Source organism: Pseudomonas benzenivorans, assembly GCF_024397895.1.
In the GTDB taxonomy this organism is placed as follows: Bacteria; Pseudomonadota; Gammaproteobacteria; order Pseudomonadales; family Pseudomonadaceae; genus Aquipseudomonas; species Aquipseudomonas benzenivorans_A.
The window spans coordinates 2,185,878-2,208,302 of the sequence record NZ_CP073346.1 but is presented as its reverse complement, the minus strand read 5'-3'; the positions used below and the strand labels follow the sequence as shown (position 1 = coordinate 2,208,302).

21 protein-coding genes are annotated in these 22,425 nt (G+C 66.1%); 8 read left to right on the top strand and 13 right to left on the bottom strand.

Going from position 1 to position 22,425, the window contains the following annotated elements; all coding sequences use genetic code 11:
- Positions 1 to 88 precede the first annotated feature (88 nt).
- A complete protein-coding gene (locus tag KDW96_RS10330; protein ID WP_255840319.1) occupies positions 89 to 508 on the top strand; it encodes a lysophospholipid acyltransferase family protein in 420 nt (139 codons plus the stop codon).
- A 59-nt stretch (positions 509 to 567) separates the two neighbouring features.
- Here KDW96_RS10330 and KDW96_RS10325 read toward each other — a convergent pair whose 3' ends face one another.
- The 4 genes from KDW96_RS10325 to KDW96_RS10310 all read right to left on the bottom strand — a co-directional run bounded on the left by KDW96_RS10325 (position 568) and on the right by KDW96_RS10310 (position 3,833).
- On the bottom strand, positions 568 to 1,020 hold the full coding sequence (locus tag KDW96_RS10325) for a YMGG-like glycine zipper-containing protein (protein WP_255840318.1): 453 nt from the start codon (positions 1,018 to 1,020) through the stop codon (positions 568 to 570).
- A gap of 56 nt (positions 1,021 to 1,076) precedes the next feature.
- A complete protein-coding gene (locus KDW96_RS10320; RefSeq protein ID WP_255840317.1) occupies positions 1,077 to 1,553 on the bottom strand; it encodes a YMGG-like glycine zipper-containing protein in 477 nt (158 codons plus the stop codon).
- A gap of 203 nt (positions 1,554 to 1,756) precedes the next feature.
- Positions 1,757 to 2,665, bottom strand: a complete 909-nt coding sequence (locus KDW96_RS10315; protein ID WP_255840316.1) for a substrate-binding periplasmic protein — start codon at positions 2,663 to 2,665, stop codon at positions 1,757 to 1,759.
- A gap of 79 nt (positions 2,666 to 2,744) precedes the next feature.
- Positions 2,745 to 3,833, bottom strand: a complete 1,089-nt coding sequence (locus KDW96_RS10310) for a substrate-binding domain-containing protein (protein ID WP_255840315.1) — start codon at positions 3,831 to 3,833, stop codon at positions 2,745 to 2,747.
- 203 nt (positions 3,834 to 4,036) lie between these two features.
- Between KDW96_RS10310 and KDW96_RS10305 the strand changes: the two genes are divergently transcribed.
- The 4 genes from KDW96_RS10305 (at position 4,037) to KDW96_RS10290 (ending at position 9,302) form a co-directional block, all read left to right on the top strand.
- Positions 4,037 to 4,531 carry a formate dehydrogenase subunit gamma gene (locus KDW96_RS10305; protein WP_255840314.1) on the top strand — a complete coding sequence of 165 codons (495 nt, stop codon included), beginning with the start codon at positions 4,037 to 4,039 and terminating at the stop codon, positions 4,529 to 4,531.
- The gene (locus KDW96_RS10300) at positions 4,528 to 6,117 is read left to right on the top strand and encodes a formate dehydrogenase beta subunit (protein ID WP_255840313.1); all 1,590 of its coding nucleotides are present in this window, start codon (positions 4,528 to 4,530) and stop codon (positions 6,115 to 6,117) included. The genes KDW96_RS10305 and KDW96_RS10300 overlap by 4 nt, the downstream gene beginning before the upstream one ends.
- A gap of 15 nt (positions 6,118 to 6,132) precedes the next feature.
- On the top strand, positions 6,133 to 8,976 hold the full coding sequence (gene fdhF / locus KDW96_RS10295) for a formate dehydrogenase subunit alpha (RefSeq protein ID WP_255840312.1): 2,844 nt from the start codon (positions 6,133 to 6,135) through the stop codon (positions 8,974 to 8,976).
- An 83-nt stretch (positions 8,977 to 9,059) separates the two neighbouring features.
- Positions 9,060 to 9,302, top strand: coding sequence for a formate dehydrogenase subunit delta (locus KDW96_RS10290; RefSeq protein WP_255840311.1), 243 nt, complete (start codon positions 9,060 to 9,062; stop codon positions 9,300 to 9,302).
- 225 nt (positions 9,303 to 9,527) lie between these two features.
- Here the strand turns inward: KDW96_RS10290 and KDW96_RS10285 are convergent, their stop codons facing one another.
- Positions 9,528 to 10,106 carry a c-type cytochrome gene (locus KDW96_RS10285; RefSeq protein WP_255840310.1) on the bottom strand — a complete coding sequence of 193 codons (579 nt, stop codon included), beginning with the start codon at positions 10,104 to 10,106 and terminating at the stop codon, positions 9,528 to 9,530.
- Entirely contained in the window at positions 10,103 to 11,149 is a 1,047-nt protein-coding gene (locus tag KDW96_RS10280; RefSeq protein ID WP_255840309.1) for a hypothetical protein, read from the bottom strand. The genes KDW96_RS10285 and KDW96_RS10280 overlap by 4 nt, the downstream gene beginning before the upstream one ends.
- A 286-nt stretch (positions 11,150 to 11,435) precedes the next feature.
- On the opposite strand from KDW96_RS10280, the gene KDW96_RS10275 reads away from it, so the two are divergent.
- Entirely contained in the window at positions 11,436 to 12,392 is a 957-nt protein-coding gene (locus KDW96_RS10275) for a LysR family transcriptional regulator (RefSeq protein WP_255840308.1), read from the top strand.
- A 573-nt stretch (positions 12,393 to 12,965) separates the two neighbouring features.
- Here KDW96_RS10275 and KDW96_RS10270 read toward each other — a convergent pair.
- The 5 genes from KDW96_RS10270 to yrfG form a co-directional block, all read right to left on the bottom strand.
- Positions 12,966 to 13,484, bottom strand: a complete 519-nt coding sequence (locus KDW96_RS10270) for a hypothetical protein (RefSeq protein ID WP_255840307.1) — start codon at positions 13,482 to 13,484, stop codon at positions 12,966 to 12,968.
- Entirely contained in the window at positions 13,481 to 16,231 is a 2,751-nt protein-coding gene (locus KDW96_RS10265) for an RHS repeat-associated core domain-containing protein (RefSeq protein WP_255840306.1), read from the bottom strand. The genes KDW96_RS10270 and KDW96_RS10265 overlap by 4 nt, the downstream gene beginning before the upstream one ends.
- Positions 16,232 to 16,248: 17 nt before the next feature.
- Positions 16,249 to 17,895, bottom strand: coding sequence for a DUF6531 domain-containing protein (locus KDW96_RS10260; RefSeq protein ID WP_255840305.1), 1,647 nt, complete (start codon positions 17,893 to 17,895; stop codon positions 16,249 to 16,251).
- A 169-nt stretch (positions 17,896 to 18,064) separates the two neighbouring features.
- A complete protein-coding gene (gene fdhD, locus KDW96_RS10255) occupies positions 18,065 to 18,883 on the bottom strand; it encodes a formate dehydrogenase accessory sulfurtransferase FdhD (protein ID WP_255840304.1) in 819 nt (272 codons plus the stop codon).
- A 120-nt stretch (positions 18,884 to 19,003) separates the two neighbouring features.
- Positions 19,004 to 19,660: a GMP/IMP nucleotidase gene (gene yrfG / locus KDW96_RS10250; RefSeq protein ID WP_255840303.1), complete on the bottom strand. Its 657-nt coding sequence runs from the start codon at positions 19,658 to 19,660 to the stop codon at positions 19,004 to 19,006.
- Between the two features lie 136 nt (positions 19,661 to 19,796).
- Here yrfG and nudE point away from each other — a divergent pair, with 136 nt between their 5' ends.
- Positions 19,797 to 20,363, top strand: a complete 567-nt coding sequence (gene nudE, locus KDW96_RS10245) for an ADP compounds hydrolase NudE (RefSeq protein ID WP_255840302.1) — start codon at positions 19,797 to 19,799, stop codon at positions 20,361 to 20,363.
- Entirely contained in the window at positions 20,360 to 21,181 is an 822-nt protein-coding gene (cysQ, locus tag KDW96_RS10240; RefSeq protein WP_255840301.1) for a 3'(2'),5'-bisphosphate nucleotidase CysQ, read from the top strand. Before nudE ends, cysQ begins: the two co-directional genes overlap by 4 nt.
- A gap of 50 nt (positions 21,182 to 21,231) precedes the next feature.
- On the opposite strand, the gene KDW96_RS10235 is transcribed toward cysQ, so the two are convergent.
- On the bottom strand, positions 21,232 to 21,636 hold the full coding sequence (locus KDW96_RS10235) for a hypothetical protein (protein WP_255840300.1): 405 nt from the start codon (positions 21,634 to 21,636) through the stop codon (positions 21,232 to 21,234).
- Complete coding sequence (locus KDW96_RS10230) at positions 21,633 to 22,289, bottom strand: class I SAM-dependent methyltransferase (RefSeq protein WP_255840299.1); 657 nt, start codon at positions 22,287 to 22,289, stop codon at positions 21,633 to 21,635. Before KDW96_RS10230 ends, KDW96_RS10235 begins: the two co-directional genes overlap by 4 nt.
- Positions 22,290 to 22,425 lie beyond the last annotated feature (136 nt).

The window sequence follows — 22,425 nt, the reverse complement described above, 5'->3', positions numbered from 1 at the left end:
CGCATCAGGCGGGCTTTTCACGTCGAGGTCGCGGGACTCAGTGGTGTTTGTGTTTGTGTTTCTTGTGCTTGTGGCCGTGGGAGTGGTGATGGCCGTCGTGGTAATGGCCACGATCGTCCCGGCGGCCGTCATTGGCCAGCACGTTGCCCAGTGCGCCGCCGCCGATGCCGAGGCCCTGGCCGCGATCCTGGACGCCGGCCAATCGCTGGTGTTCTTCCCCGAGGGCACCCTGAGTCGCGAGCCGGGGCTGCAGCCATTCCGCATGGGCGCCTTCGTCCTCGCCGCGCGGGCCGACGTGCCGTTGCTGCCGGTGGCCCTGGGCGGCACGCGCATGGTGCTGCGCGACGGCCAGTGGTTCCCCCATCGCGGCGAGGTGCGGGTCGACCTCTGCGGGCACCTGCTGGCGGACGGTCACGAGTGGCTGGATGCGATCAAGCTGCGCGACAAGGCGCGCGCGGTGTTGCTGCAGCGCCTGGATGAGCCGGACCGGCTGCGGCTGGCCAGCTGAAGCGAACAGACAGCAAAAAGCCCGCATCAGGCGGGCTTTTCACGTCGGGGTCGCGGGACTCAGTGGTGTTTGTGTTTGTGTTTGTGTTTCTTGTGCTTGTGGCCGTGGGAGTGGTGATGGCCGTCGTGGTAATGGCCACGGTCGTCCCGGCGGCCGTCGTTGGCCAGCACGTTGCCCAGTGCGCCGCCGGCGGCGCCACCCAGGCCGGCGCCGATGGTCGAGCCGGTGCTGCCGCCGAGCTTGCCGCCGATCACCGAACCGCCGGCGGCGCCCAGGCCGCCGCCCAGGGCGGCCTCGGTCTTGTTGCCGTCGCGGGCGGTGATCACCCCGCCCGCAGCACCGCCGAGACCGGCGCCCACGGCCGCGCCGGTGCTGCCGCCGACCTGCTGGCCGATGACGTTGCCCAGGGCGCCGCCGACGCCGGCGCCGATGGCGACCTTGGTGCTGTCGCCGGCGAAGGCGGCCGGGGCCAGCAGGGCGGCCAAGGCCAGAGCGGAAACGAATGTGCGCATAGGATCGATCTCAATAGGATGTTGGGAGGCTGCAATGGCGGCGAGCACGCTCAGTTTCAGTCGTCGTCGTGGTCGTGCCCATGGTGCCAGCCGCGGTGCTTGTGGCGCTTGTGACGATGGTGGCGGTGGCCGTGATGATGGTCGTCGCGGTAGTGGCGGCGATCGTCGTCGTAACGGCTCTTGTTGCCATAGTAGTTGCCCAGGGCACCGCCGCCGCCACCACCCAGCGCGGCGCCGATCAGGGCGCCGGTGGAGCCGCCGACCTGGCGACCGATGACGTTGCCACCGGCCCCGCCCAGGGCGCCGCCGATGGCAGCCTCGGTGCGATTGCGGCGGTCGGCGCCGACCGCACTGCCGGCCGCGCCGCCGACCCCGGCACCGATGGCCGCGCCGGTATTGCCGCCGACCTGCTGGCCGACCACGGCGCCCAGCACCCCGCCCAGGGCGCCGCCGACGCCGGCTTCGCTGGTGCCGGCCAGTGCCGTGCCGCTGGCCAGGCTCAGGGACAGCATAAGGATCGAGAAGTACTTCATGGCTGGGAGAACCTCCTGGTGAACATGGCGGCGATCCTCGGGCCGTCCGGAGGTCTGCGCAAGCCTCTGCCGACGAGCTGCACGACTTTGCTCGCATATCGCAAATATTTGTTTTATGGGCAGAACTTCGGCGAAATTGGTGGGTCAGAGGCAGCTTGGTCTGGCCAGGAAGTGGCGGTTTTCCGCATCTCGGTACTGGCTATTCAGGGGGCGTTGCTCGAACGCTGTTCGTCGGTTGACGCCCGGCTGTCGTGAGCGCGTTCAGGTGCCCGCAGCCACAGGCTGCTGTCCGGCGCGGGCAGGCCCGTGGCGCTGGGGTGATCGATGGGCAGCAGGGTGCGCGCGTGCAGGCGCGCCATCTCGACCAGCTGGCCGAAGTGTGCGAGGAACAGCGCGCGGAAGCTGCCGTCGGCGCGGATCTGCTCCAGGCCTTCGCGAAAACGCTGCTGCAGCTCCTCGTCCTGAAGGTTGAAGGTGAAGAACACCGGCAGGTCATAGACCAGCGCCAGGTGCGGCTCGACCATCAGCCCGGGATGCGCCTCTTGATGCGCCTCCAGCTCCCGCCAGGCCTCATGCAGGCCGCGGTGGTAGTAATCGAAACGGCCGCGGCTGAGCATCGGCAGCAGGTTATCGGGGTTGGCCACGCCGACCACCGGCAGGCGGTTGCGATCGAACAGGGGGAAATCGCCCCAGTGCTTGCCGAAGCCGCCGCGCAGCTGGCGCAGGTCGTCGAGGCTGCGGACCCGGGCAAAGCGAGCGGCGTCGTCGCGGCGGATCAGCAGCACGCGATAGCCGAGCATGCCGTTGTGCAGGTCGAAGGGCAGCACCCGGAATTTGCGCAGGCGCTCGTCGGTCGGCGGCACATAGGCCAGGTCCACCAGGCCCTCGCGCAGCATGGCCAGGCAGCGGTCCTGACTCGGGTCGGCGGCCTCGCTGGGGATGATGCGGCGCTCGCCATAGCGCGCTGCGGTGCGGGCGAGAATCAGGTTGCTCAGCTCGATCCGGTAGGCGTACTTGCTGGGATCGTGCTGGCAGACCCGCACGTCGCCACGGGCGAAGGCCGCGCTGAAGCTGCAGAGAAGGAGAAGACCGAGTCGCCAGCGTCCGCGCATGCATCTGGCCTCAAGTGGGGAGGGCGTGATTGTACTCAGGCCGCCCCTTCGCTGGCCATGGTCAGTGGGCGGGCCAGGGTCACAGCAGCGCCTCCTTGCGCCACTGATCCAGCGCCTGGGCCAGCGGCAGCACGTCGCCGGGGCGGCTCAGGGCGTAGCCCGGCAGTTGACTGATCTGCGCCTGGAACTCCGGGTTCTGCAGCACCTTGAGCAGCGCGGCCATGGCCGGCAGGCCGAGGCTGTCCTCGCGGCACAGCAGGCAATAGTGCTCGCGGGCCATGGGAATGAAGGTCAGGCCGAACTGACGCGCCGCCGCCTCGACGCCGAAGCCGGCGTCGGCCATGCCGCTGGCCACGTAGGCCGCCACTGCCGCGTGGGTGAACTCCTCGTTGTAGAAACCGTTGATCGCCGCGCTGTCCAGGTTCTCCCGGCGCAGCAGGCTCTCGAGCAGGGTGCGGGTGCCGGAGCCTTGCTCGCGGTTGACGAAGCGCAGTTTGCCGCTCAGCAGGTCGCCCAGGCCCTGCACCTGGTGCGGATTGCCGGGGGCGAGGATCAAGCCCTGGGTGCGCCTGACGAAGGTGATGATGTGGTGGTCGGGGCGCAGCCAGGGCTGGATCCGGCTCATGGCCAGGGCGCCCAGTGGGCCGCAGGGCACGTGCAGGCCGGCCACCTCGCATTCGCGCCGGTGCAGGGCGATCATCGCCTCGCTGCCGCTGCGGAACTGCACGTCCCATTGGCGGTTCTGATCCTGCTCCAGCCACTCGCGCAGGGCGGCCACGGCGAACCCGTGGCTGGCGTGGATGCGCAGGCCGGGGTTGCTGGCCTGCAGCACGCGGTTGAGCTCCAGCTCCAGCTCGCCGGCGAGGTTGTCCAGCTGCGGCGACAGACGCGCGCGTATCCGTTGGTCGGCCCACAGCAGTTTCTCGCCGAGGGGGGCCAGGCGCGCACCCTTGCCGCGCTCCAGGTCGATCAGCGGGCTGCCGAAGAACTCCTGCCACTTGCCCAGCAGGTTCCAGGCGTGCCGATAGGAGTAGCCGACCCGGGCGGCGGCCTCGGTCAGCTTGCCGGTGTCGTGTACCGCCTGGAGCAGGGCCAGGCCCTGGGGATCGAGGCTGCTGCCGTCTTTTTGGTGGAAACGCCAGCGCGGTTGGATTTCGATACGGATCATATGCTCTGGACTTCATATTTGATCGAGGGGTAGCCCATGATACTTTGCCTCATCGGGGCTTTTCTGCGTCCGAGTATAAGAACTTTATTTCATATGTGGCGAGCCGATAGGCGCCGCCAGAGATAACCGGCCCATCTAACCGTGAATGGACCGAGTCATCTCCCCGACAGCACCGGCTAAGCCTGCCGGCTGGAGCATCGTACATGGCCACTCTTCCCCAGCGCTTCGACCCCGAGCAGTGCCAGGCCGTTACCCGTGAGGTACTGGCCGCGCACCGTGGTCAACCCGGCGCCCTGCTACCCATCCTCCATGACATCCAGGACCGTCTCGGCGCCGTACCGCCCGAGCTGCTGCCGATGATCGCCGAGGAACTCTGCCTGTCGCGCGCCGAGGTGCACGGGGTGGTCAGCTTCTACCACGACTTCCGCGCCAGCCCGCCCGGTCGCCAGCACCTCAAGCTGTGCCAGGCCGAGGCCTGCCAGTCGATGGGCGTCAAGGCGCTGACCGCGGAGCTGCAGAACAAGCTCGGCCTGGAGCTGGGCGAGACCCGCGAGGACGGTAGCCTGACCTTCGAGGCGGTGTACTGCCTGGGCAACTGCGCCTGTGCGCCGAACGCCATGCTCAACGGCGAGCTGCACGGGCGGGTCGACGCCGAGGGCCTGCTGGCCCTGCTGGCAGAACAGGAGGCAAAGGCATGAGCGAGGCGAAGATGAGTGCAGGCACCCTGACCGTATACGTCCCCCGCGACGCCACCGCCCTGAGCCTGGGCGCGGACCGCGTGGCCCAGGCCATCGCCGCCGAGGCCAAGGCGCGCAACCTGGACATCAAGCTGGTGCGCAATGGCTCGCGCGGGCTGTTCTGGCTCGAGCCGATGGTCGAGGTCAGCACCCCGGCCGGTCGCGTGGCCTATGGCCCGGTCAAGACCAAGGACGTGGCGGGGCTGTTCGACGCCGGCTTCCTCGAGGGCAAGGAACATGCCCTGGGCCATGGCCTGACCGAGGAGATCGATTACCTCAAGCGCCAGGAGCGCCTGACCTTCGCCCGCGCCGGCATCACCGACCCGCTGTCGCTGGACGACTATATCGCCCATGACGGCTACCGTGGCCTCAAGCGCGCGCTGACCATGCAGCCCGAGGCGATCGTCGCCGAAGTCACCGAGTCCGGCCTGCGCGGCCGTGGCGGCGCGGCCTTCCCCACCGGCATCAAGTGGCGCACCGTGGCCGGCTGCGAGGCCGCACAGAAGTACATCGTCTGCAACGCCGACGAAGGCGACTCGGGCACCTTCTCCGACCGCATGGTGATGGAAGACGACCCCTACGTGCTGATCGAGGGCATGACCATCGCCGGTCTCGCCGTCGGCGCCACCATGGGTTACATCTACCTGCGTTCCGAGTACCCCCATGCGGAGGCCACGCTCAACGCCACCATCGCCAGCGCCTACGCCGCCGGCTACCTGGGCGACGACGTGCTCGGCAGCGGCAAGGCCTTCCACCTGGAGCTGCGTCGCGGCGCCGGCGCCTACATCTGTGGCGAGGAAACCGCGCTGCTGGAAAGCCTCGAAGGCAAGCGCGGCACCGTGCGGCCGAAGCCGCCGCTGCCGGCCATCGAGGGCCTGTTCGGCCAGCCGACGGTGATCAACAACGTGATCTCCCTGGCCTCGGTGCCGATCATCCTCGACAAGGGTGGTGCCTACTACAAGGACTACGGCATGGGCCGCTCGCTCGGCACCCTGCCGATCCAGCTGACTGGCAACATCGCCCGTGGCGGCCTGATCGAGAAGGCCTTCGGCGTCACCCTGCGCGAGTTGCTGTATGAATACGGCGGCGGTTCGGCCAGTGGCCGGCCGATCCGCGCGGTGCAGGTCGGCGGCCCGCTGGGCGCCTACCTGCCGGAGTCGCAGTTCGACACCCCGCTGGATTACGAGGCCTTCGCCGCCCTCGGCGCGGTGCTCGGCCACGGCGGCATAGTCGTATTCGACGATACGGTGGACATGGCCGACATGGCCCGCTACGCCATGGAGTTCTGCGCCGTGGAATCGTGCGGCAAGTGCACGCCGTGCCGGATCGGTTCGACCCGCGGCGAGGAACTGCTCGACCAGATCATCGTGGCCCGCTCCGAAGGCCCGCAGCCGGGTCGCATCGAGCTGCTCAAGAGTCTCTGCGACACCATGCTCGGGGCCTCGCTGTGCGCCCTCGGCGGCATGACACCCTACCCGGTGCTCAGCGCCATCAACCACTTTCCCGAGGACTTCGGGGCGTCGCAAGACGCCACCGAAGCCCGCTGATCCGGAGGCGTCGTCATGGCCCTGTATCGTGAGCTCGACTATGGAACCCCCGCCCGCACCGGTGCCCCGGTAACGGTGGAAATCGACGGCAACGCCATCACCGTGCCGGCCGGCACCTCGGTGATGCGCGCGGCCCAGGAAGCCGGCATTTCGGTGCCCAAGCTGTGCGCCAGCGACAGCCTCGAGCCGTTCGGCTCCTGCCGCCTGTGCACCGTGGAAATCGAAGGCCGCCGCGGCTTCCCGGCCTCCTGCACCACCCCGGTGGAGCCGGGCATGAAGGTCCGCACGCAGAGCCCGAAGCTGGCCGAGCTGCGCCGCGGCACCATGGAGCTGTACATCTCCGACCACCCGCTGGACTGCCTGACCTGTTCGGCCAACGGCAACTGCGAGCTGCAGGACATGGCCGGCGTGGTCGGCCTGCGCGAAGTGCGCTACGACCCGGTGAAGACCCACCTGGCCGAGCCCAAGGACGAGTCCAACCCCTATTTCAGCTACGACCCCGCCAAGTGCATCGTCTGCAACCGCTGCGTGCGCGCCTGTGAGGAGGTGCAAGGCACCTTCGCCCTGACCATCGACGGCCGCGGCTTCGACTCGCGCGTGGCCGCCAGCCAGGACGAGGACTTCCTCGACTCCGAGTGCGTGTCCTGCGGCGCCTGCGTGCAGGCCTGCCCGACCGCCACGCTGATGGAGAAGTCGGTGATCGAGATGGGCCAGGCCGAGCGCAGCGTCACCACCACCTGCGCCTATTGCGGCGTCGGCTGCTCGTTCAAGGCCGAGGTCAAGGGCAACGAAGTGGTGCGCATGGTGCCGAACAAGGATGGCCACGCCAACCACGGCCACTCCTGCGTCAAGGGCCGCTTCGCCTGGGGCTACGCCACCCACCCGGACCGCATCAAGGCGCCGATGATCCGCGACAGCATCGACCAGCCCTGGCGCACCGTCAGCTGGGACGAGGCGATCGGCTACGCCGCCAAGCGCTTCAAGGACATCCAGGCGCAGTACGGGCAGAACGCGGTCGGCGGCCTGACCTCCTCGCGCTGCACCAACGAAGAAGCCTACCTGGTGCAGAAGCTGGTACGCGCCGCCTTCGGCAACAACAACGTCGACACCTGTGCCCGCGTCTGCCATTCGCCGACCGGCTACGGCCTCAAGGTCACCCTCGGCGAGTCGGCCGGTACCCAGGACTTCGACTCGGTGCTGGCCGCCGACGTGGTGCTGGTTATCGGCGCCAACCCCACCGACGGCCACCCGGTGTTCGCCTCCCAGCTCAAGCGCCGCCTGCGCGAGGGCGCCAAGCTGATCGTCGCCGACCCGCGCGGCATCGACCTGGTGCGTTCGCCGCACATCAAGGCCCAGCACCACCTGCAGCTGCGCCCCGGCAGCAACGTCGCCCTGCTCAACAGCCTGGGCCACGTCATCGTCACCGAGGGCCTGGTCGACGAAGCCTTCGTCGCCGAGCGCTGCGAAGCCGAAGACTTCCAGCAGTGGCGCGCCTTCGTCTCCGACGAGCGGCACAGCCCCGAAGCCATGGAGGCCAACACCGGCGTGCCGGCGGCCGAAGTGCGCGCCGCGGCGCGCTTGTACGCCACCGGTGGCAACGCGGCGATCTACTACGGCCTGGGCGTGACCGAGCACAGCCAGGGTTCCTCCACCGTGATGGCGATCGCCAACCTGGCCATGGCCACCGGCAACATCGGCCGCGCCGGTGTCGGCGTCAACCCGCTGCGCGGGCAGAACAACGTGCAGGGTTCCTGCGACATGGGTTCCTTCCCCCATGAGCTGCCGGGCTACCGCCACGTCTCCGACCCGGTGATCCGGCCGCTGTTCGAAGAGGCTTGGGGTGTGTCCCTGCTCGACGAGCCGGGCCTGCGCATCCCCAACATGCTGGCTGCCGCCCATGCCGGCACCTTCAAGGGCATCTACATTCAGGGTGAAGACCCGGCCCAGTCCGACCCGGACACCCAGCACGTCACCGACGCGCTGAAGGAAATGGAGTGCGTGGTGGTGCAGGACCTGTTCCTCAACGAAACCGCCAAGTTCGCCCACGTGTTCCTGCCGGGCGCTTCGTTCCTCGAGAAGAACGGCACCTTCACCAACGCCGAGCGGCGTATCTCGCCGGTGCGCAAGGTGATGCCGCCGCTGGCCGGCAAGGAAGACTGGGAGGTGACCGTGGCGCTGTCCAACGCCCTCGGCTACCCGATGAACTACACCCACCCGTCGCAGATCATGGACGAGATCGCCCGCCTGACCCCGACCTTCACCGGCGTCAGCTACGCCAAGCTCGATCGCATGGGCAGCATCCAGTGGCCGTGCAACGACGAGGCGCCGGACGGCACCCCGATCATGCACGAGGACGCCTTCGTGCGCGGCAAGGGTCGCTTCATGGTCACCGAGTACATCCCGACCGAGGAGCGCACCTCGCGCAAGCGGCCGCTGATCCTCACCACCGGGCGCATCCTCTCGCAGTACAACGTGGGCGCGCAGACCCGTCGCACCGACAACGGTGCCTGGCACGCCGAGGACGTGCTGGAGCTGCACCCGGTGGACGCCGAGGACCGTGGCATCAACAACGGCGACTGGGTCGGCATCAACAGCCGCGCGGGCGAGACCGTGATGCGCGCGGTGGTGACCGAGCGGATGCAGCCGGGGGTGGTCTACACCACCTTCCACCATCCGGAGTCCGGCGCCAACGTGATCACCACCGACAACTCGGACTGGGCGACCAACTGTCCCGAGTACAAGGTCACCGCGGTGCAGGTCAGCAAGGTCGAGGCGCCTTCGCAGTGGCAGGAGGAGTTCCAGGCCTTCACCAAGGAGCAGCTCGACTTCCTGCCGCGGATCAAGGTGACCCAGCTCTGACCGACGGCGGCGGGCCATCCTGGCGATGGCCCGCCGCTGTACTTCTTCCACCTCTACGACCACACAGGGGTTCGCAGATGGGCATGAACGCCACGCAACTGATCAAGATGGCCAACCAGATCGGCGCCTTCTTCGCTTCCCAGCCGAATGCCGCCCAGGCACGGGCGGATTTCGCCGTGCACCTGAAGAAACAGTGGGACCCGCAGATGCGCGTCGCGCTCTACGCCCACATCGATGCCAGCGCCGGCGAAGGCCTCAGCGCCTTCGCCCTGGAGGCGATGCGCGACCAGCGCGCAGAGATCGAGCCGGTAGCCAAGAGCGCCTGATCGACGCTCAGGCGACCCGACTCAGGTCAGGCACCAGCCAGCAAGAAGCCCGCGCGATGCGGGCTTTTTGTTGGCTGTTACGGGCAGTGAAAAAGGGCTGCTTGTTGCAGGGGCCGGTCATGCTCGATTAAACGACTCCGACCCCTTTAGTCACGTGGCCCACGCAGCTTGCGTAGGGTGGAAAACGGCGGAGCCTTTTCCTCCGGGGATATCCAGGCTACTGGCTTATTCCTCCGGTGTGATCGGCGCGGGAACCCGATTGCTCACCGACGGAATGCTCTGCAGGTAGGCATAGATCGCCGCCAGATCGCCGTCCGTCATATTCCGGTACACCTGAACCGGCATGGGCGGCAAGACCGGTCGTCCACGCCCCAGGTGACGGCCCGTGCGGATGGTCTCGATGAAGTTGCGTTCGGTCCACTTGCCCAGCCCCGTTTCCCTGTCCGGGGTCAGGTTGGCCGTGAAGCTGACGCCCCAGGGGCCTGCATAGGCGGTGTTGGTGGCCGCGATGCTGACCAGCCAGGGTCCCTCGGGAAGCTTGGGCGCGGGCGGCATCTCCAGCGACTGGGGATGGCCGGACAGCGCGCGGCTCATGTCCGGCGCCGGCCCGTCCGGCCCCATGGCCCAGGGCGTATGGCAATCATGACAACCCGAGGTATCGACCAGGTATTTGCCGCGGGTCACGCTGGCCGTCGGGTTCTCGGCATGGGTCTGCCCCGTGTCACTCGCCGCCAGCGCGGCGCTGGTCATGACAGCCAGATACAGCGCCGAGGCGCGGCGAAGAACAGCGCTTGTGATTCTCATGGTGATTTCTCCTCTAGGAATGGAAGTTCGTGCTCGATCCACCGCTCGATCAGGGCGTTGGCTTGGGCATCGGTCTGCGCCGTGCCGAGCGGAGGCATTTGCAGCACGGGATTGCGCGAACGCATCCGGGCCAGGAGCAGGCTGCGCGCTGCATCGCCGGGCACGATGCGGGTGTCCAGGTCTTTCAAGCGCGACTCGCTCAAGCGGCCTAGGGTCGTGCGCAGGCTGCGTTCGGCGTCGGCGGCCGAGCCGGCGCCCTGGGTCAGGCTCAGCTCCAGCAGGGCCAACGGTCCGGACGCGTTATGGCAATGGCCGCAATTGCCGTGCAGATAGCCCAGGGCCGCCCGTTCGGTCGGCGACCGTGCGGCGATGCGCGGCGGCTGGTCGAGCAGATCCCGCGGCAGGTTGCGCAGCAGCCCGCGCCGCAACAGTCCCTCGAGGTCGACAGGGTCGGTCTCGACGGTTGCGCCGTGAAGTGCCAGCCCATCCCGATCCGGTGACAGCTGCAAGGCGCTGCAGCCCAGCACCGGCACCGGGCCGGCTTCATGGCAGCCGCGGCAATCATCGCGTGACGGCACGGCGTAGCGGCCGCTCGGCGCCGCGGCGACGGCCAGCGTCACGCCTTCGGCCGGGGCCAGCGTGGCGTCTTCGCCATTGGCCGCCCAGATATAGGCCGCGTAGCGCCAGGAGCCGTCCACCAGGCGCTCGATAAAGCGCGTTTCGACGGGCTGGCCGGCGTAGGCAAACTCCTTCCACAGCCGTGTGCCCTTGGGGAAAGTCCAGGCATCCGGGGTCGAGGCATCGATCGCCGCGTCCGGCGGCAGTGACAGCCAGCGGCGTTTTTCGGCGCCGTCGGTCCACAAGGGGTATTGCGGCGCGAAGGCCAGCAGGCCGCTGGCGATCGCGCGGGAGCCCGGTGCGAACAGCCCGGTTTCGCTTAGCAGCGCCGGCAGCTCGCTCGACGGGCCTGTCGCCGGTCGCGCGAGGCTCGCAGTCGACGCAAGGCCAAGCGCGGCGCCCAGCGCGGCCAGCCACCAGGACATCCCTGCCCGCTGCTTCATGGCCGACCGAGGCCCGCTGCGTCGTTGCGCACCCGGAGCTGCCGCTGCGGGTCCGCCAGCCGCGCGCGGACCAGGCCGCCCTGCATGGCGCCTTGGGCTGCGAAAGCGGCATTGCACGGACTTGGGCTCATCGCAGCGTTCTCCACATTGATCGGGGTCTGCTTGCCAGCGCCTTTCCGCTGGCCAGGTGGGCGCACTTTATGGGCGCGTAGCGGAGGGAAAAACAGCATTACACTGAACGGATGATTCGGTGATTCGGAACAATGAGATGGACCAGCTGGCCTGCATGCGGATATTCGTGAGGGTGGTCGAACACGGCGCCTTCGTGCGTGCCGCCGATAACCTGAATACCTCCCGGGCGTCGGTCACCACCGCCGTCGCGCAACTGGAACAGCGTCTGGGCGTACGCTTGTTGAACCGCACGACGCGGCGACTCAGTCTGACCGACGAGGGGCGCGCCTATTACCAGGATTGCGTGCGCATTCTGGGTGAAATCGCGGAAGCCGAAGACAACCTTTCCAGCGGGCGCTCCCTGCCCCGTGGTCGTCTACGGGTGTCCGTCGCCCAATCCATCGTGCCCCTGGCGTTCTTTGCGAATCTTGCGCAGTTCATGGCGAGCTATCCGGACCTCTCGGTGGATGTGATCATCACCGATCGCATGGTCAATCTTGTCGATGAGGGCATCGACTGCGCGCTGCGCAGCGGCAAAGTTCCAGCGGACGCCGACCTGGTCGCGCGAAAGCTGACCAGCGTGCGCTGGCTGACCTGCGCCGCGCCAGGCTATCTCGCAGGGCGCGGAGCACCAGAGCGAGTCGCGGACCTGAGCCGGCACGATTGCATCCAATACGTGTCGCCCTCGACCAGGCGCGGCTGTGATTGGCAATTCGACGAGAACGGCAAACGGGTCGCCTTTACCCCTCGGGGAAGGCTGCGGCTTACCTCACTGGACGCCACGATCGCCGCGGCGGTCGCCGGGCTCGGGGTGGCCTATGTCCCGGAGCCGCTGGTACAGGGCGCCATTTCGAGCGGCCAGTTGCAGCCGTTTCTGACCGAGTATTCGGTTGAGGCCCTGCCGCTGATGCTGGTCTATCCGGGTAACCGCTACCTGCCGGCGAAGGTGCGCGCCTTTGTGGAGTTCTTCGAGAAGGCCTATCCGAGGGAGGGATCGTGGCCGAACATTGCAGCCGGAATGGAAAAGGGCTCGATTGAACAAGGGGATAAATAAATCAATCCGACCCCTTTGGTGGCGCAAGCGCTTCAAATACAAACCAAAGCCGGTAGACACGTAGGGCGGGTTAGCCGAAGGCGTAACCCGCCGAGCGATGGTGTGACCAACGCCAAAGTCGCACGGCCATGGTGTCACACGAAAACCACGAAGTAGTGGTTTACCCCAAGTCACGCAAACCAATTACAGGCATGCACAAATAACGCATTAACCAGGATGCCGATCAGCGCGGGTCAATGACCCGCCCTACCGGGCTAGCAGCAGTGTGTTCATATTTTTCCGGCACAAGGTATCAACTCAAACCAGCAGGCCGTATTAATTCTTCCGGCCCCCACACTTGTAGGGGGTGGCCCAACGTGAACACCGCGCCGGCCTAATCTGATACATGAAACCGAAAAAGTCTGAACACCCTGCTGCGTAAAGTGACCGGAGAAACCCCATCAGCAAGCACTACGTTGTGCAAGGCAATCGGCTACATCGCGGATAAAAAAAGCCCAGCACAGGGCTGAGCTTAGAGTTTCTTAGACAGTCAGGTGAACTCAATAAACCTGTCCGTTTTCCTGATGTGAGGGGTCACTCAGGTGCCATTTCCCCGGATGCGTTGTAGCATCGAACCCACTCTGCCAGTTTTGAAACACCCGAAAAATAGGCAAGAGTTAAACAGATTAATTTTAACCAAGCCATCAATGCAATGGACACAGCAAGCAATGCAGGCACCGCTATTAATATATTATATTTGCCTGGCGACTCATTAACAAAAATTAACGCAATGAACGGAGTAGAAGCTACTGCCGACAATAATAGCACCAGAAAGGAAATCAAGAACAGCCTTTCAATAGTATTGACTTTTGTTTTGCAGCGAAGACCTCCATTCTCAACCTTTAGGGTAAGGTAGTGTGAGGCAGGAAAAAATATGGATCTCTTTTCTATACGAACTTCATTGCCTCGCTCCAACCATGAGTATTTACTAAATTTTGTCTTTGCAAGGGCGACCTTAATATCCTTTAAATTGCTCCCCCCGGGAAGCAACTCATTTCTCTCGCAGAGCATGTAAGCAAAGAACTTAACTATCTTTTCAAAGTATTTACTCATTTTGATCTAAGACCATCCGCAAAGCTCGCTGTACCAGTGATCGTGCCAGATGCACCAGCTCTATAGCCACCACCGTAATGTACGGAGCCACCTGTCCAATCCCCAGTATCGCTATAGTCAGCTGACCCACCTATTTTGTTGAATTGCGCTCCTGCTTCGGCACCCGACCCGCTCAGGTCACCCACTGAGCCCTCGTTATATCCAGCATCAATTGAGGCGCTCGCTCCAAATCCTGCACTACCGCCGCCTGCTGCTACAGTTCCGTATGCGCCAAAATCCCATTTTCCTCCTAAGGGGCCAGGGAAAGAAAAGGCAATGCCACAACTCACCCCCTGCGGTGGCGCTGGATGGTCAGTAAATATATCCAAAATACCCGGAAAATTAACTGAGCCGCCCACTGAGATCGTGTCAAGGCCATATATATCGACATATTTAACCGGATTACCTCCAACGTACCCATAGGTATTCAAGCCACCCTTAAGCCCAATCGGATCACTTTCCATATACCGCCCGGTCTGCGGGTCGTAATCCCGGAAGTAGTTGTAGTGCAGCCCGCTCTCCTGATCGAAATACTGCCCCGGGAAGCGCAGGTTCATCGTCAGGCTGCCGCTGGCCTGGCCGACGCCGAAGGCATCCGATTGCCACTGCCACACGCTCTGCTGGCTCTGATTGGTGGCCAGGCGCGGGGTGTTGAGGTGGTCGCTGTGCAGGTAGAAGGGCGTGCTGCTGGCGACGGCGCCCTGGCCGTCGTAGCTCACCGTGATGCCGCCCAGGGGCAGGCTGTCGAGCCAGATGTAGAACTGGCCGCTGAGCTTGGCGCCCTGGGCGTCGTAGCGCTCTTCGCCGAGCAGCTGGCCGCCCGGTCCGTAGAGGAACACCGTGGTGCCGTTTGCGCCGAGCTTGCGGGTGCGTTGGCCGAGGGCGTTGTAGCGGAACTCGGCGACGGTGTTGCCGGCGAGCTTCACCCGGGTCAGGCGGTTCTGCGCGTCGTATTCCAGTTCGCGTTCGGCGCGGTCGCGGGTCAGGTTGCCGGCGGCGTCGCTGAGTACCGCCAGGCCGTCGATCTCGCTCAGGCGGTTGCTGTTGGCCGCGTACTGGTACGTGTGGGTGCTGCCGGCCTGCGCCTGGCCATTGATTATGGGGGTGACGGTTTTGCCGGTGCGGTTGCCCACGGCGTCGTAGCTATAGCCTTGCTCTAGGTCGGCCTTGCGCTCTTCGGTGAGGCGGTCGAGGGCGTCGTAGCGGTAGTTGAGGTCGCCGAGCAGGCTGCTGCCCAGCGTTTCGATATTGCCGTTGGCGTCGTAGCCGTAGCTGCTGTTCCAGCCGGCCACGGTCTGCTGGCTGAGGCGGTAGTCCTGGTCGAAGGTGCGGCTGAGGCTGACGCCGTTGCCCCAGGTCAGGCTGCTGAGCGGGCCGAAGGGCAGGTAGGCGATGGCGCCGGCGAAGGCGCTGGGCGGGTTGTTGCCCACCTGCAGCTGCACCTCGCGCACCTGGCCGGCAGCGTTGCGCGGGTAGAGCACGCTCAGGCCCAGGGGGTAGTCGATGCGGGTCAGCTGGTTGGCGCCGTCATAGGCGTAGCCGAGGCGGTCGTACTGGTCGACGCCGCCCACCGCCACCGAGCGGATCTGCTCGACCAGGTTGCCGCGGGCGTCGTAGCGGTAGCCGAGCACGCCGCTGGCATCCTGCACGGCGGTGAGGCGGCCGATGCCGTGGTTGCCTTCGGCGGTCATGTCGTAGTGGTACTGCACGTTGAGCGCCGGGCTGGCCGTGTACTGGCGGCCGGTGAGGCGGTTCAGCGCGTCGTAGCTGTAGGTGGTGACCACGCCGCTGGCGTCGGTCTTGCTGATCAGGTTGCCGGCGGCGTCGTGGCTGTAGCGGGTGGTGCCGCTGTCCGGGCTGACCAGCTGGGTCAGGTTACCGAGGCCGTCATACACATAGCGGGTGGTGACCCCGCGCGGGTCCTTGACCTCGGTGAGGTTGTCCTGGGCGTCGTAGCCGACGGTGGTGACGCCACCCAGCGGGTCGGTGTTGCTGACCAGTCGATCGAGAGCGTCGTAGGCCTGGCTGTGGCTGAACTGGCGCGGGTTGGTGCTGGCGCTCGGGTTGTCGTTGAGGTCGTACTGATAGCGGCTGGTCTGCCCGGCGGCGCCGACCGCGCGCAGCAGGCGGCCGAGTTCGTCGTAGACCCAGCTCTGCTGCTGGGTCAGGCTATTGGAGGCGTCCTTGAGGCGCTGGGCGGTGCGGTTGCCCATGGCGTCGAGGTCGTACTCGACGGTCTCGCCGAGGTTGTTGGCGATCTTGGTCAGGCGCCGCGCGCCGTCCCAGGTGTAGCTCAACCAGCTGCCGTCGCCGCGGGTGACCTTGGTGATCAGGCCCACGGCGTCGTGCTCGAAGCTCGTGGTGCTACCGGCGGTGCTGACCGAGGCCAGCCAGCCTTGGGGGCTGTAGCTCAGGTCGGTGGTGACGCCGTTGGCGTCGGTCAGGCTCTGCGGGTTGCCATAGTTGTCGAAGTTGGACAGCTGGGTGATATGGCCGAGGGCGTTGGTCACCTGGGTCAGGCGGCCCTGGGCGTCATAGGCGTAGCGGGTGACGTCCTGCACATCGGTGCGCGGACCGTCGGCAGTCTCGATCAGGCCCTGGGGCGTGTAGGTGTAGCTCCAGCTGCGTTCGCTGGCCTGGGCGCCGGACGCCCCCAGTGCCGCTGTCAGCGCCAGCGAGAGCAGGCTTGCGCGATGCAAAGTGTTCATCGGTCAGTTCCTTCTGATCAACGTTCGGTAATGGTTTGGCCTAGCTGGTTGCCTTGAGCGTCGTATTCGAAGCGCAGCACGCGCCCGGGCTCGGTGATGGTTACCGGTAGATAGAGCGTTGGGTGCCATTCGGTGGTGACGGTACGCGCCTGTGGCGTGCCTGAGGCTTCCGTACGGGAGATTTCCAAGCCACGGGTGTCGTAGTCGTAGCGGGTGACGTAGCCCTTATTGTCGGTTCTGGTCTTGATCAGGCCGCGGTTGTCATAGGTGAAGGTCGAGTTGCTGCTTGGGCAGTTGGGCGAGGCAACACCGGCCAGTGCGGTGATGCGCTTGGCACCGGCAATGGTCTGGAAGCTATAGGTGGACTTCTTCCCAAGCGGGTTGGTCAGGGTGGTGGTGCCATTGCTGTTGTAGGTGAACAGCCACCTGTCGACGCCGCCGTTCAGCTCGCTCTTGATGGCGCGCCCTTGGGCGTCGAAGGCCCAGGTGACATAGCGCACGCCACGTTCGTCGGTGATGCCGGTCAGCCAGCCGCCTTCGCGGGCGTCCTCGTAGTGATAGGTGCGCGAGTGGCTCTGGCCGGCTTGAGTGCGGGTCGCTTTGGTCATCCGCCCGGCGGCGTTGTAGGTGTAGGTCACCTGTAGCGACCCGGCGTTGAGTCCGGTCAGGCGCTTGGCGCTGTTGAGGGTGAGCGTCACCGACCTGCCGAGTGAGTCGCTGACCACCATCTGGTTGGTGCCATGGGTCAGGGTTTCGTGCGTACCATTGGCGCGATCTATTCGCGTCAGCCGACCCTCGGTGTCGAAGTGCAAGCGCTCGTTCTGTGGCGAGTCGTAGCGCCAACCCTGGGCCGTCTTTTCCAGCCGTCCCAGTTCCTTCGGCGAAGCGGTTACCGTGCTGCCGGAAACAGTGAACAGACTCTCTCGGCCATCGGCATTGACCAGCAGCGCTTTACTGGGAGATGTCTTCAACCTGGCCGAATAGCTATGGGTCCAATTCGCGGTCTTGCTGTTGTAGTAGCGCGCGAAGTGCAGCTGGGTACCGGGAAGCCCCTGGTAGTCGACCTCGACCTGATAGCTATTGCCGTTGGAGACGTTGATCGGGTCGCCCTGGGCCTGGCTGGGGGCGCCTGAGCGGGCAAGCATCGGCTCGGCGCTTTGCACGGGGCAAGTGCCCGGCAGGTCGGGGTTACCGATTCCGTTCACCTCAGGGCAAATCAGTTCGTTGGGGCGGTCATAGAAAACCGGGCCGGCGAAGACGTCATAGTGGGTTTGGTTGGCCCCGGTATAGCTGGTGGCTGCAACCCCGTCGACCGAACCGGTGAAGTTGTCGTGCAGCAGCACTGCATGCGTCTTGCAGGTGTTGGGGAAGGCTCGACGCATGTTGCCGTTGGCCTGCTTGATCGTGGCCAGCATCTCATCGGGGGTGTACCAAGCGCTGCTCTCGGTCCACTTGATGACCTTGCCGCCGGAGCATTGCAGGCCTGCGATCTTGTAGAGGTATTGGCCTTGCCCGTTCGGGGTTTGCGGCGCGGCATAGACTTCGGTGCCAAAGTAGCTGACGCCGCCTGTCGTGCAGCTTGCTGCGGCGAGGGCGGACTGGGGGATGAAGGCACAGGTGGAGAAAACGAGGGCGAGACTGAGCCCGCAAGAGGAACGATCCATGTTCTGGAATCCTGCCGTGGATAAGTGACGCGGCGAAGCCTAAGGCGCGGATGAGAATCTTGCTAGCGGGCAAATGAGCAGCGCTGCGCATAATCGACTCATTGACACGTAGCCGGCATCTCGTGCCTTGGGCGCGTGGCGTTGGTGCCGAGTCAGGTGGGGGCGCTGCTCAAGCCGGCGCCGGGCTGTAAACCCGCGGGGCGCTGTGGTGCGGCAGGTGGATCAGGTTGAGGTGGTGGCGGCGTGCCCATTGCACGGTGAGGCTGGTCGGTGCCGAGAGGCTGACCAAGGTGCCGATCTTCGCCCGCACCGCCTTGTGGATCAGCTCCAGGCTGCAGCGGCTGGTGACTAGGGCGAAGCCCTGGCGCGGGTCGAGGCGTTCGTGCAGCAGGGCGCCGATCAGCTTGTCCAGGGCGTTGTGGCGGCCGATGTCCTCGCGGCACAGGCGGATCTCGCCGCTGCCGTCGATGAAGGCCGCGGCATGCAGGGCGCCGCTCTGCCGGGCCAGGCGCTGGTAGGTGCCGATGCGATCGCGCAGGCCCTGCAGGTGGTCGGCCGGCGGCAGTGGGCTGCCCGCCAGCACGTCCAGCTGCGGCAGTGCCTGTTCCAGTGCCTCGACGCCGCACAGGCCGCAGCCGCTGGTGCCGGCCAGGTTGCGCCGCTGCTGCTTGAGGGCCCAGAAGGCGCGGCTGCTGATCTGCACCTCGGCGCTCAGGGCGGCACCGGCGCGCTTGACCTGGATGTCGTAGATGTCGTCGAGGCCGTCGACCAGGGCGCCGCTCAGGCTGAAGCCGGCGACGAAATCCTCCACCGCCGAGGGCGAGACCATCATCACCGCATGGCTGATGCCGTTGTAGCTGATCGCCAGGGCGCACTCCTCGGCCAGCACGGCCTCGCCCGCCTGGGCGGCGGCGTCCAGTTCGACGAAGGCGTAAGCGTCCTGCGGAGGGCCGTCGCCTGAGGCTGGGGTGGTTGCAGCGCGCGCCATGTTCGAGCGTTCCGAAAAGGGTGATGGGCCTAGCCTAAGCCCCTGGGGCGCCGGCGTCTAATGCTGCGCACCCCTGTGCCGAGGCTGGGCAGTCCCGGGTCGCTTTTGGTCCGGACCGGCTCAGGGCAGCAGCGCGCGGTAATCCTCCACCGCGGCGAATTCCTCGGTGTCCTTCGGCCCCTGGCGGCTGTCCGGCTGGCGCACCGCCAGCAGGTGGCCGACGCCGAATTCGCGGGCGCTGCGCAGCACCGGCAGGCTGTCGTCGATGAACAGGCTGCGCGCCGTATCGAAGCTCAGGTCCTGCTGCAGGGCATGCCAGAACTGCTGGTTCTCCTTGGGAAAGCCATAGTCGTGGGAGCTGATCAGGCGCTCGAAGTAGGGCGCCAGCTCGATGCGTTCGAGCTTGAGCGACAGCGAGTCGCGGTGGGCGTTGGTGATCATCACCACCTGCTTGCCGGCGGCGCGCAGGGCTTTGAGGAAGGTGTCGGCGTCCGGCCGCAGGGCGATAAGGTCGGCCACTTCGCGCTTGAGTTCGCGGATCGGAAGCGCGAGCTCGCGGGTCCAGAAGTCGGTGCAGTACCAGGTCAGCTGGCCGGCATGCTCGCGGAACAGCGGCAGCAGTTCGGCGTCGGCCAGGGCGCGGCTGATGCCGTGGTGCTCGGCATAGCGCCGGGGCAGGTGCTCGAGCCAGAAATGGTTGTCGAAGTGCAGGTCGAGCAGGGTGCCGTCCATATCCAGCAGGACGGTGTCGATCTCGCTCCAGGGTAACGGCGGCATGGCGGGGTCTTCGGCGTCTGGTGCGGAGTCTGTCGCGATTCGGTCGGCAGCCGTCGTCTATCGCGCAATCTCCGCCGGGGCTAATCGGAAAAGCCGGGGTATGATAACCCGCCCGGTCATGCCAAGGAGCCGCATCATGCGCCAGAAGCCCACCGTACTCGCCCGCGAGATCGTCGCCAGCAGTCGCCTGTTTCGCGTCGAGGAACTGCAGCTGCGTTTCGCCAACGGCGTGGAGCGCACCTACGAGCGGCTGGTCGGCAAGGGCGTCGGTTACGGCGCGGTGATGGTGGTGGCGATGGTGGACGCCGAGCACGCGCTGCTGGTCGAGGAGTACTGCGGCGGTACCGACGAGTACGAGCTGTCGTTGCCCAAGGGCCTGATCGAGCCGGGCGAGGACGTGCTGGCGGCGGCGAACCGCGAGCTCAAGGAAGAAGCCGGCTTCGGCGCCCGCCAGCTCGAGCACCTCACCGAGCTGAGCCTGTCGCCCGGCTACATGAGCCAGAAGATCCAGGTGGTGCTGGCCCGCGACCTCTATGAGGAGCGCCTGCCGGGCGACGAGCCGGAGCCGATGCGGGTGGACCGGGTCAACCTGCGCGAGCTGTCGAGCCTGATGCAGCACCCCCAATTCAGCGAGGGGCGTGCCCTGGCCGCCCTCTACCTGGCGCGCGACCTGCTTAGCCACCGTGGAGATTTCGTCCTGTGAACCATCCCCTGATTCCCGCAGTGATCCAGCTGGTGCGTGCCGCCGGCACGGTCATCCTGCCCCATTGGCGCGCTGGCGTGACGGTCACCGAAAAGGCCGACGCCTCGCCGGTGACGGCCGCCGACATGGCCGCCCACCATTTGCTGGCCGATGGCCTGCGGGCGCTGGACGCGAGCATCCCGGTGCTGTCCGAGGAGGCGGCGAACATTCCCCTGAGCGAGCGCGCCGGCTGGAGCCGCTGGTGGCTGGTCGATCCGCTGGACGGCACCAAGGAGTTCATCGCCGGTTCGGAGGAGTTCACCGTCAACCTCGCCCTGATCGAGCACGGCCGTGTGGTGTTCGGCGTGGTCGGCATCCCGGCCAATGGCCGTTGCTACTACGGCGGCGCCGGGTTGGGCGCGTGGCGTGCCGAGGCCGATGGCGCGGAACAGGCGATCAGCGTGCGCCTGGCGCCGGCCGAGGCCTTCACCCTGGTGGCCAGCCGCCGCCATTCCAGTCCGGCCCAGGAGCGCCTGCTGGAGGGGCTGAGCGAGCGCTTCGGCGACCTGCAGCTGACCAGTGTCGGCAGTTCGCTGAAGTTCTGCCAGCTGGCCGAAGGCCTGGCCGACTGCTACCCGCGCCTGGCGCCGACCTCGCAGTGGGACACCGCCGCCGCCCAGGGCGTGCTGGAAGGCGCCGGCGGCGAGGTGCTGACCCTCAAGGGCGAGGCCTTGACCTACGAGGCCCGCGAGTCCCTGCTCAACCCGTCCTTCCTCGCCCTGCCGGCGGCGGCCGAGTGGCGGGCCGAGCTGATCCAGCTGGCGCGAGCCCTGGCTTAGCGGCCGCGCGCTGACGAGTGAGCAAGCGCCAGGTCGTTTTCGTGTCCCGCTTATTGCTCGGCCGCTGCCTGGACAGACCGTGCTTTCTTGAACTCCTGAGTCAGCTGATGGCCTTTAATCGCCGGGACAGCAAGGGCGCTGAGGCCGAGCTTGCCGAGCATGATCAGGGTGGCGCTCGCCAGGGCATCGAGAAACCAGAACAGCACATCGCCGCCGATGCCTAGGGCTTGTGGCGCGTTATGCAGGGCTGGAATGGTCTGGATTCCGGTCAGGACGTGCAGCGCCAGCGCTATCCAGAATCCGAAACAGTAAGGGCAGCGCCACGCCTCATAGAGATAGGCCAGCGGTCTGGGCAGGTGGGCGATAAGTCTGTTGAACCAGGTGCCCCAGGCCGGCAGCTTTTCCCAGAGCAGCAGGTAGAGGGACAGCCCCATCAGGGCCAGGGTGATATTCATCGGGCCTCCTGCGTGTGCGGCGCTGGTGCCGACTCATGGCCTGGGGGCTGCGGCTTATCGAGTACCCCCAGTGCGGGTTTGCGGGCGACTATAAGATGGCAAGCGGCAGCGTCCTGGGTCAGCAGCCTCTGCGTCGGCGGGCTAAAGCCTGCCGCCTGCAGCTGCTGTTGCAGGCTCTCCAGGATGATGCCGTGAAGCCTGAGGATCTCCGGTTCTTCGCTGAGCAGCAGGCGGCCGTTTGGCTTAAGCACCCGCAGCACCTCGCGCAAACCAAGGGCGGCGTCCTGCCAGTGATGGAAACTGCTGAAGGCCAGGACGCTGTCCATGCTGGCATCGGCCAGTGGCAGGGCTTCGGCCGCCGCACAGTAGAACTCGATGCGTGCGCCGAGGCCGAGCTGCTGAGTCTGTTGCTGGGCGATGGCCAGCATGGCGGGCGAAGGCTCTATACCCACCAAACGGCCCTGAGGGCAGAGCGCGGTCAAGTGGCGCAAACTGCTGCCGGTGCCACAGCCGATATCGACCAGGGCCTCGTCCGGCCGCCAGGTTTCGGCCTGAATCGGCATGCAGGTGGTGGGCCAGTCACCGTAATGGGTGGCATACCAGTTGGCGGTGGACTCATCCCAGGGCTCGTTTGGCTTGGTGGGTGATGACATCGGGCGTTCCTCGGTGGTTGCTAATGTCGCCAGATTAGAGAGGCGGGGCAGCGCCAGGCAGGGGCAATACGCGGGAAGAATCGGCTTATCTTTCGATCATGCGTCGCTATACTGGCCCGCACGTTCAGGAGACTGC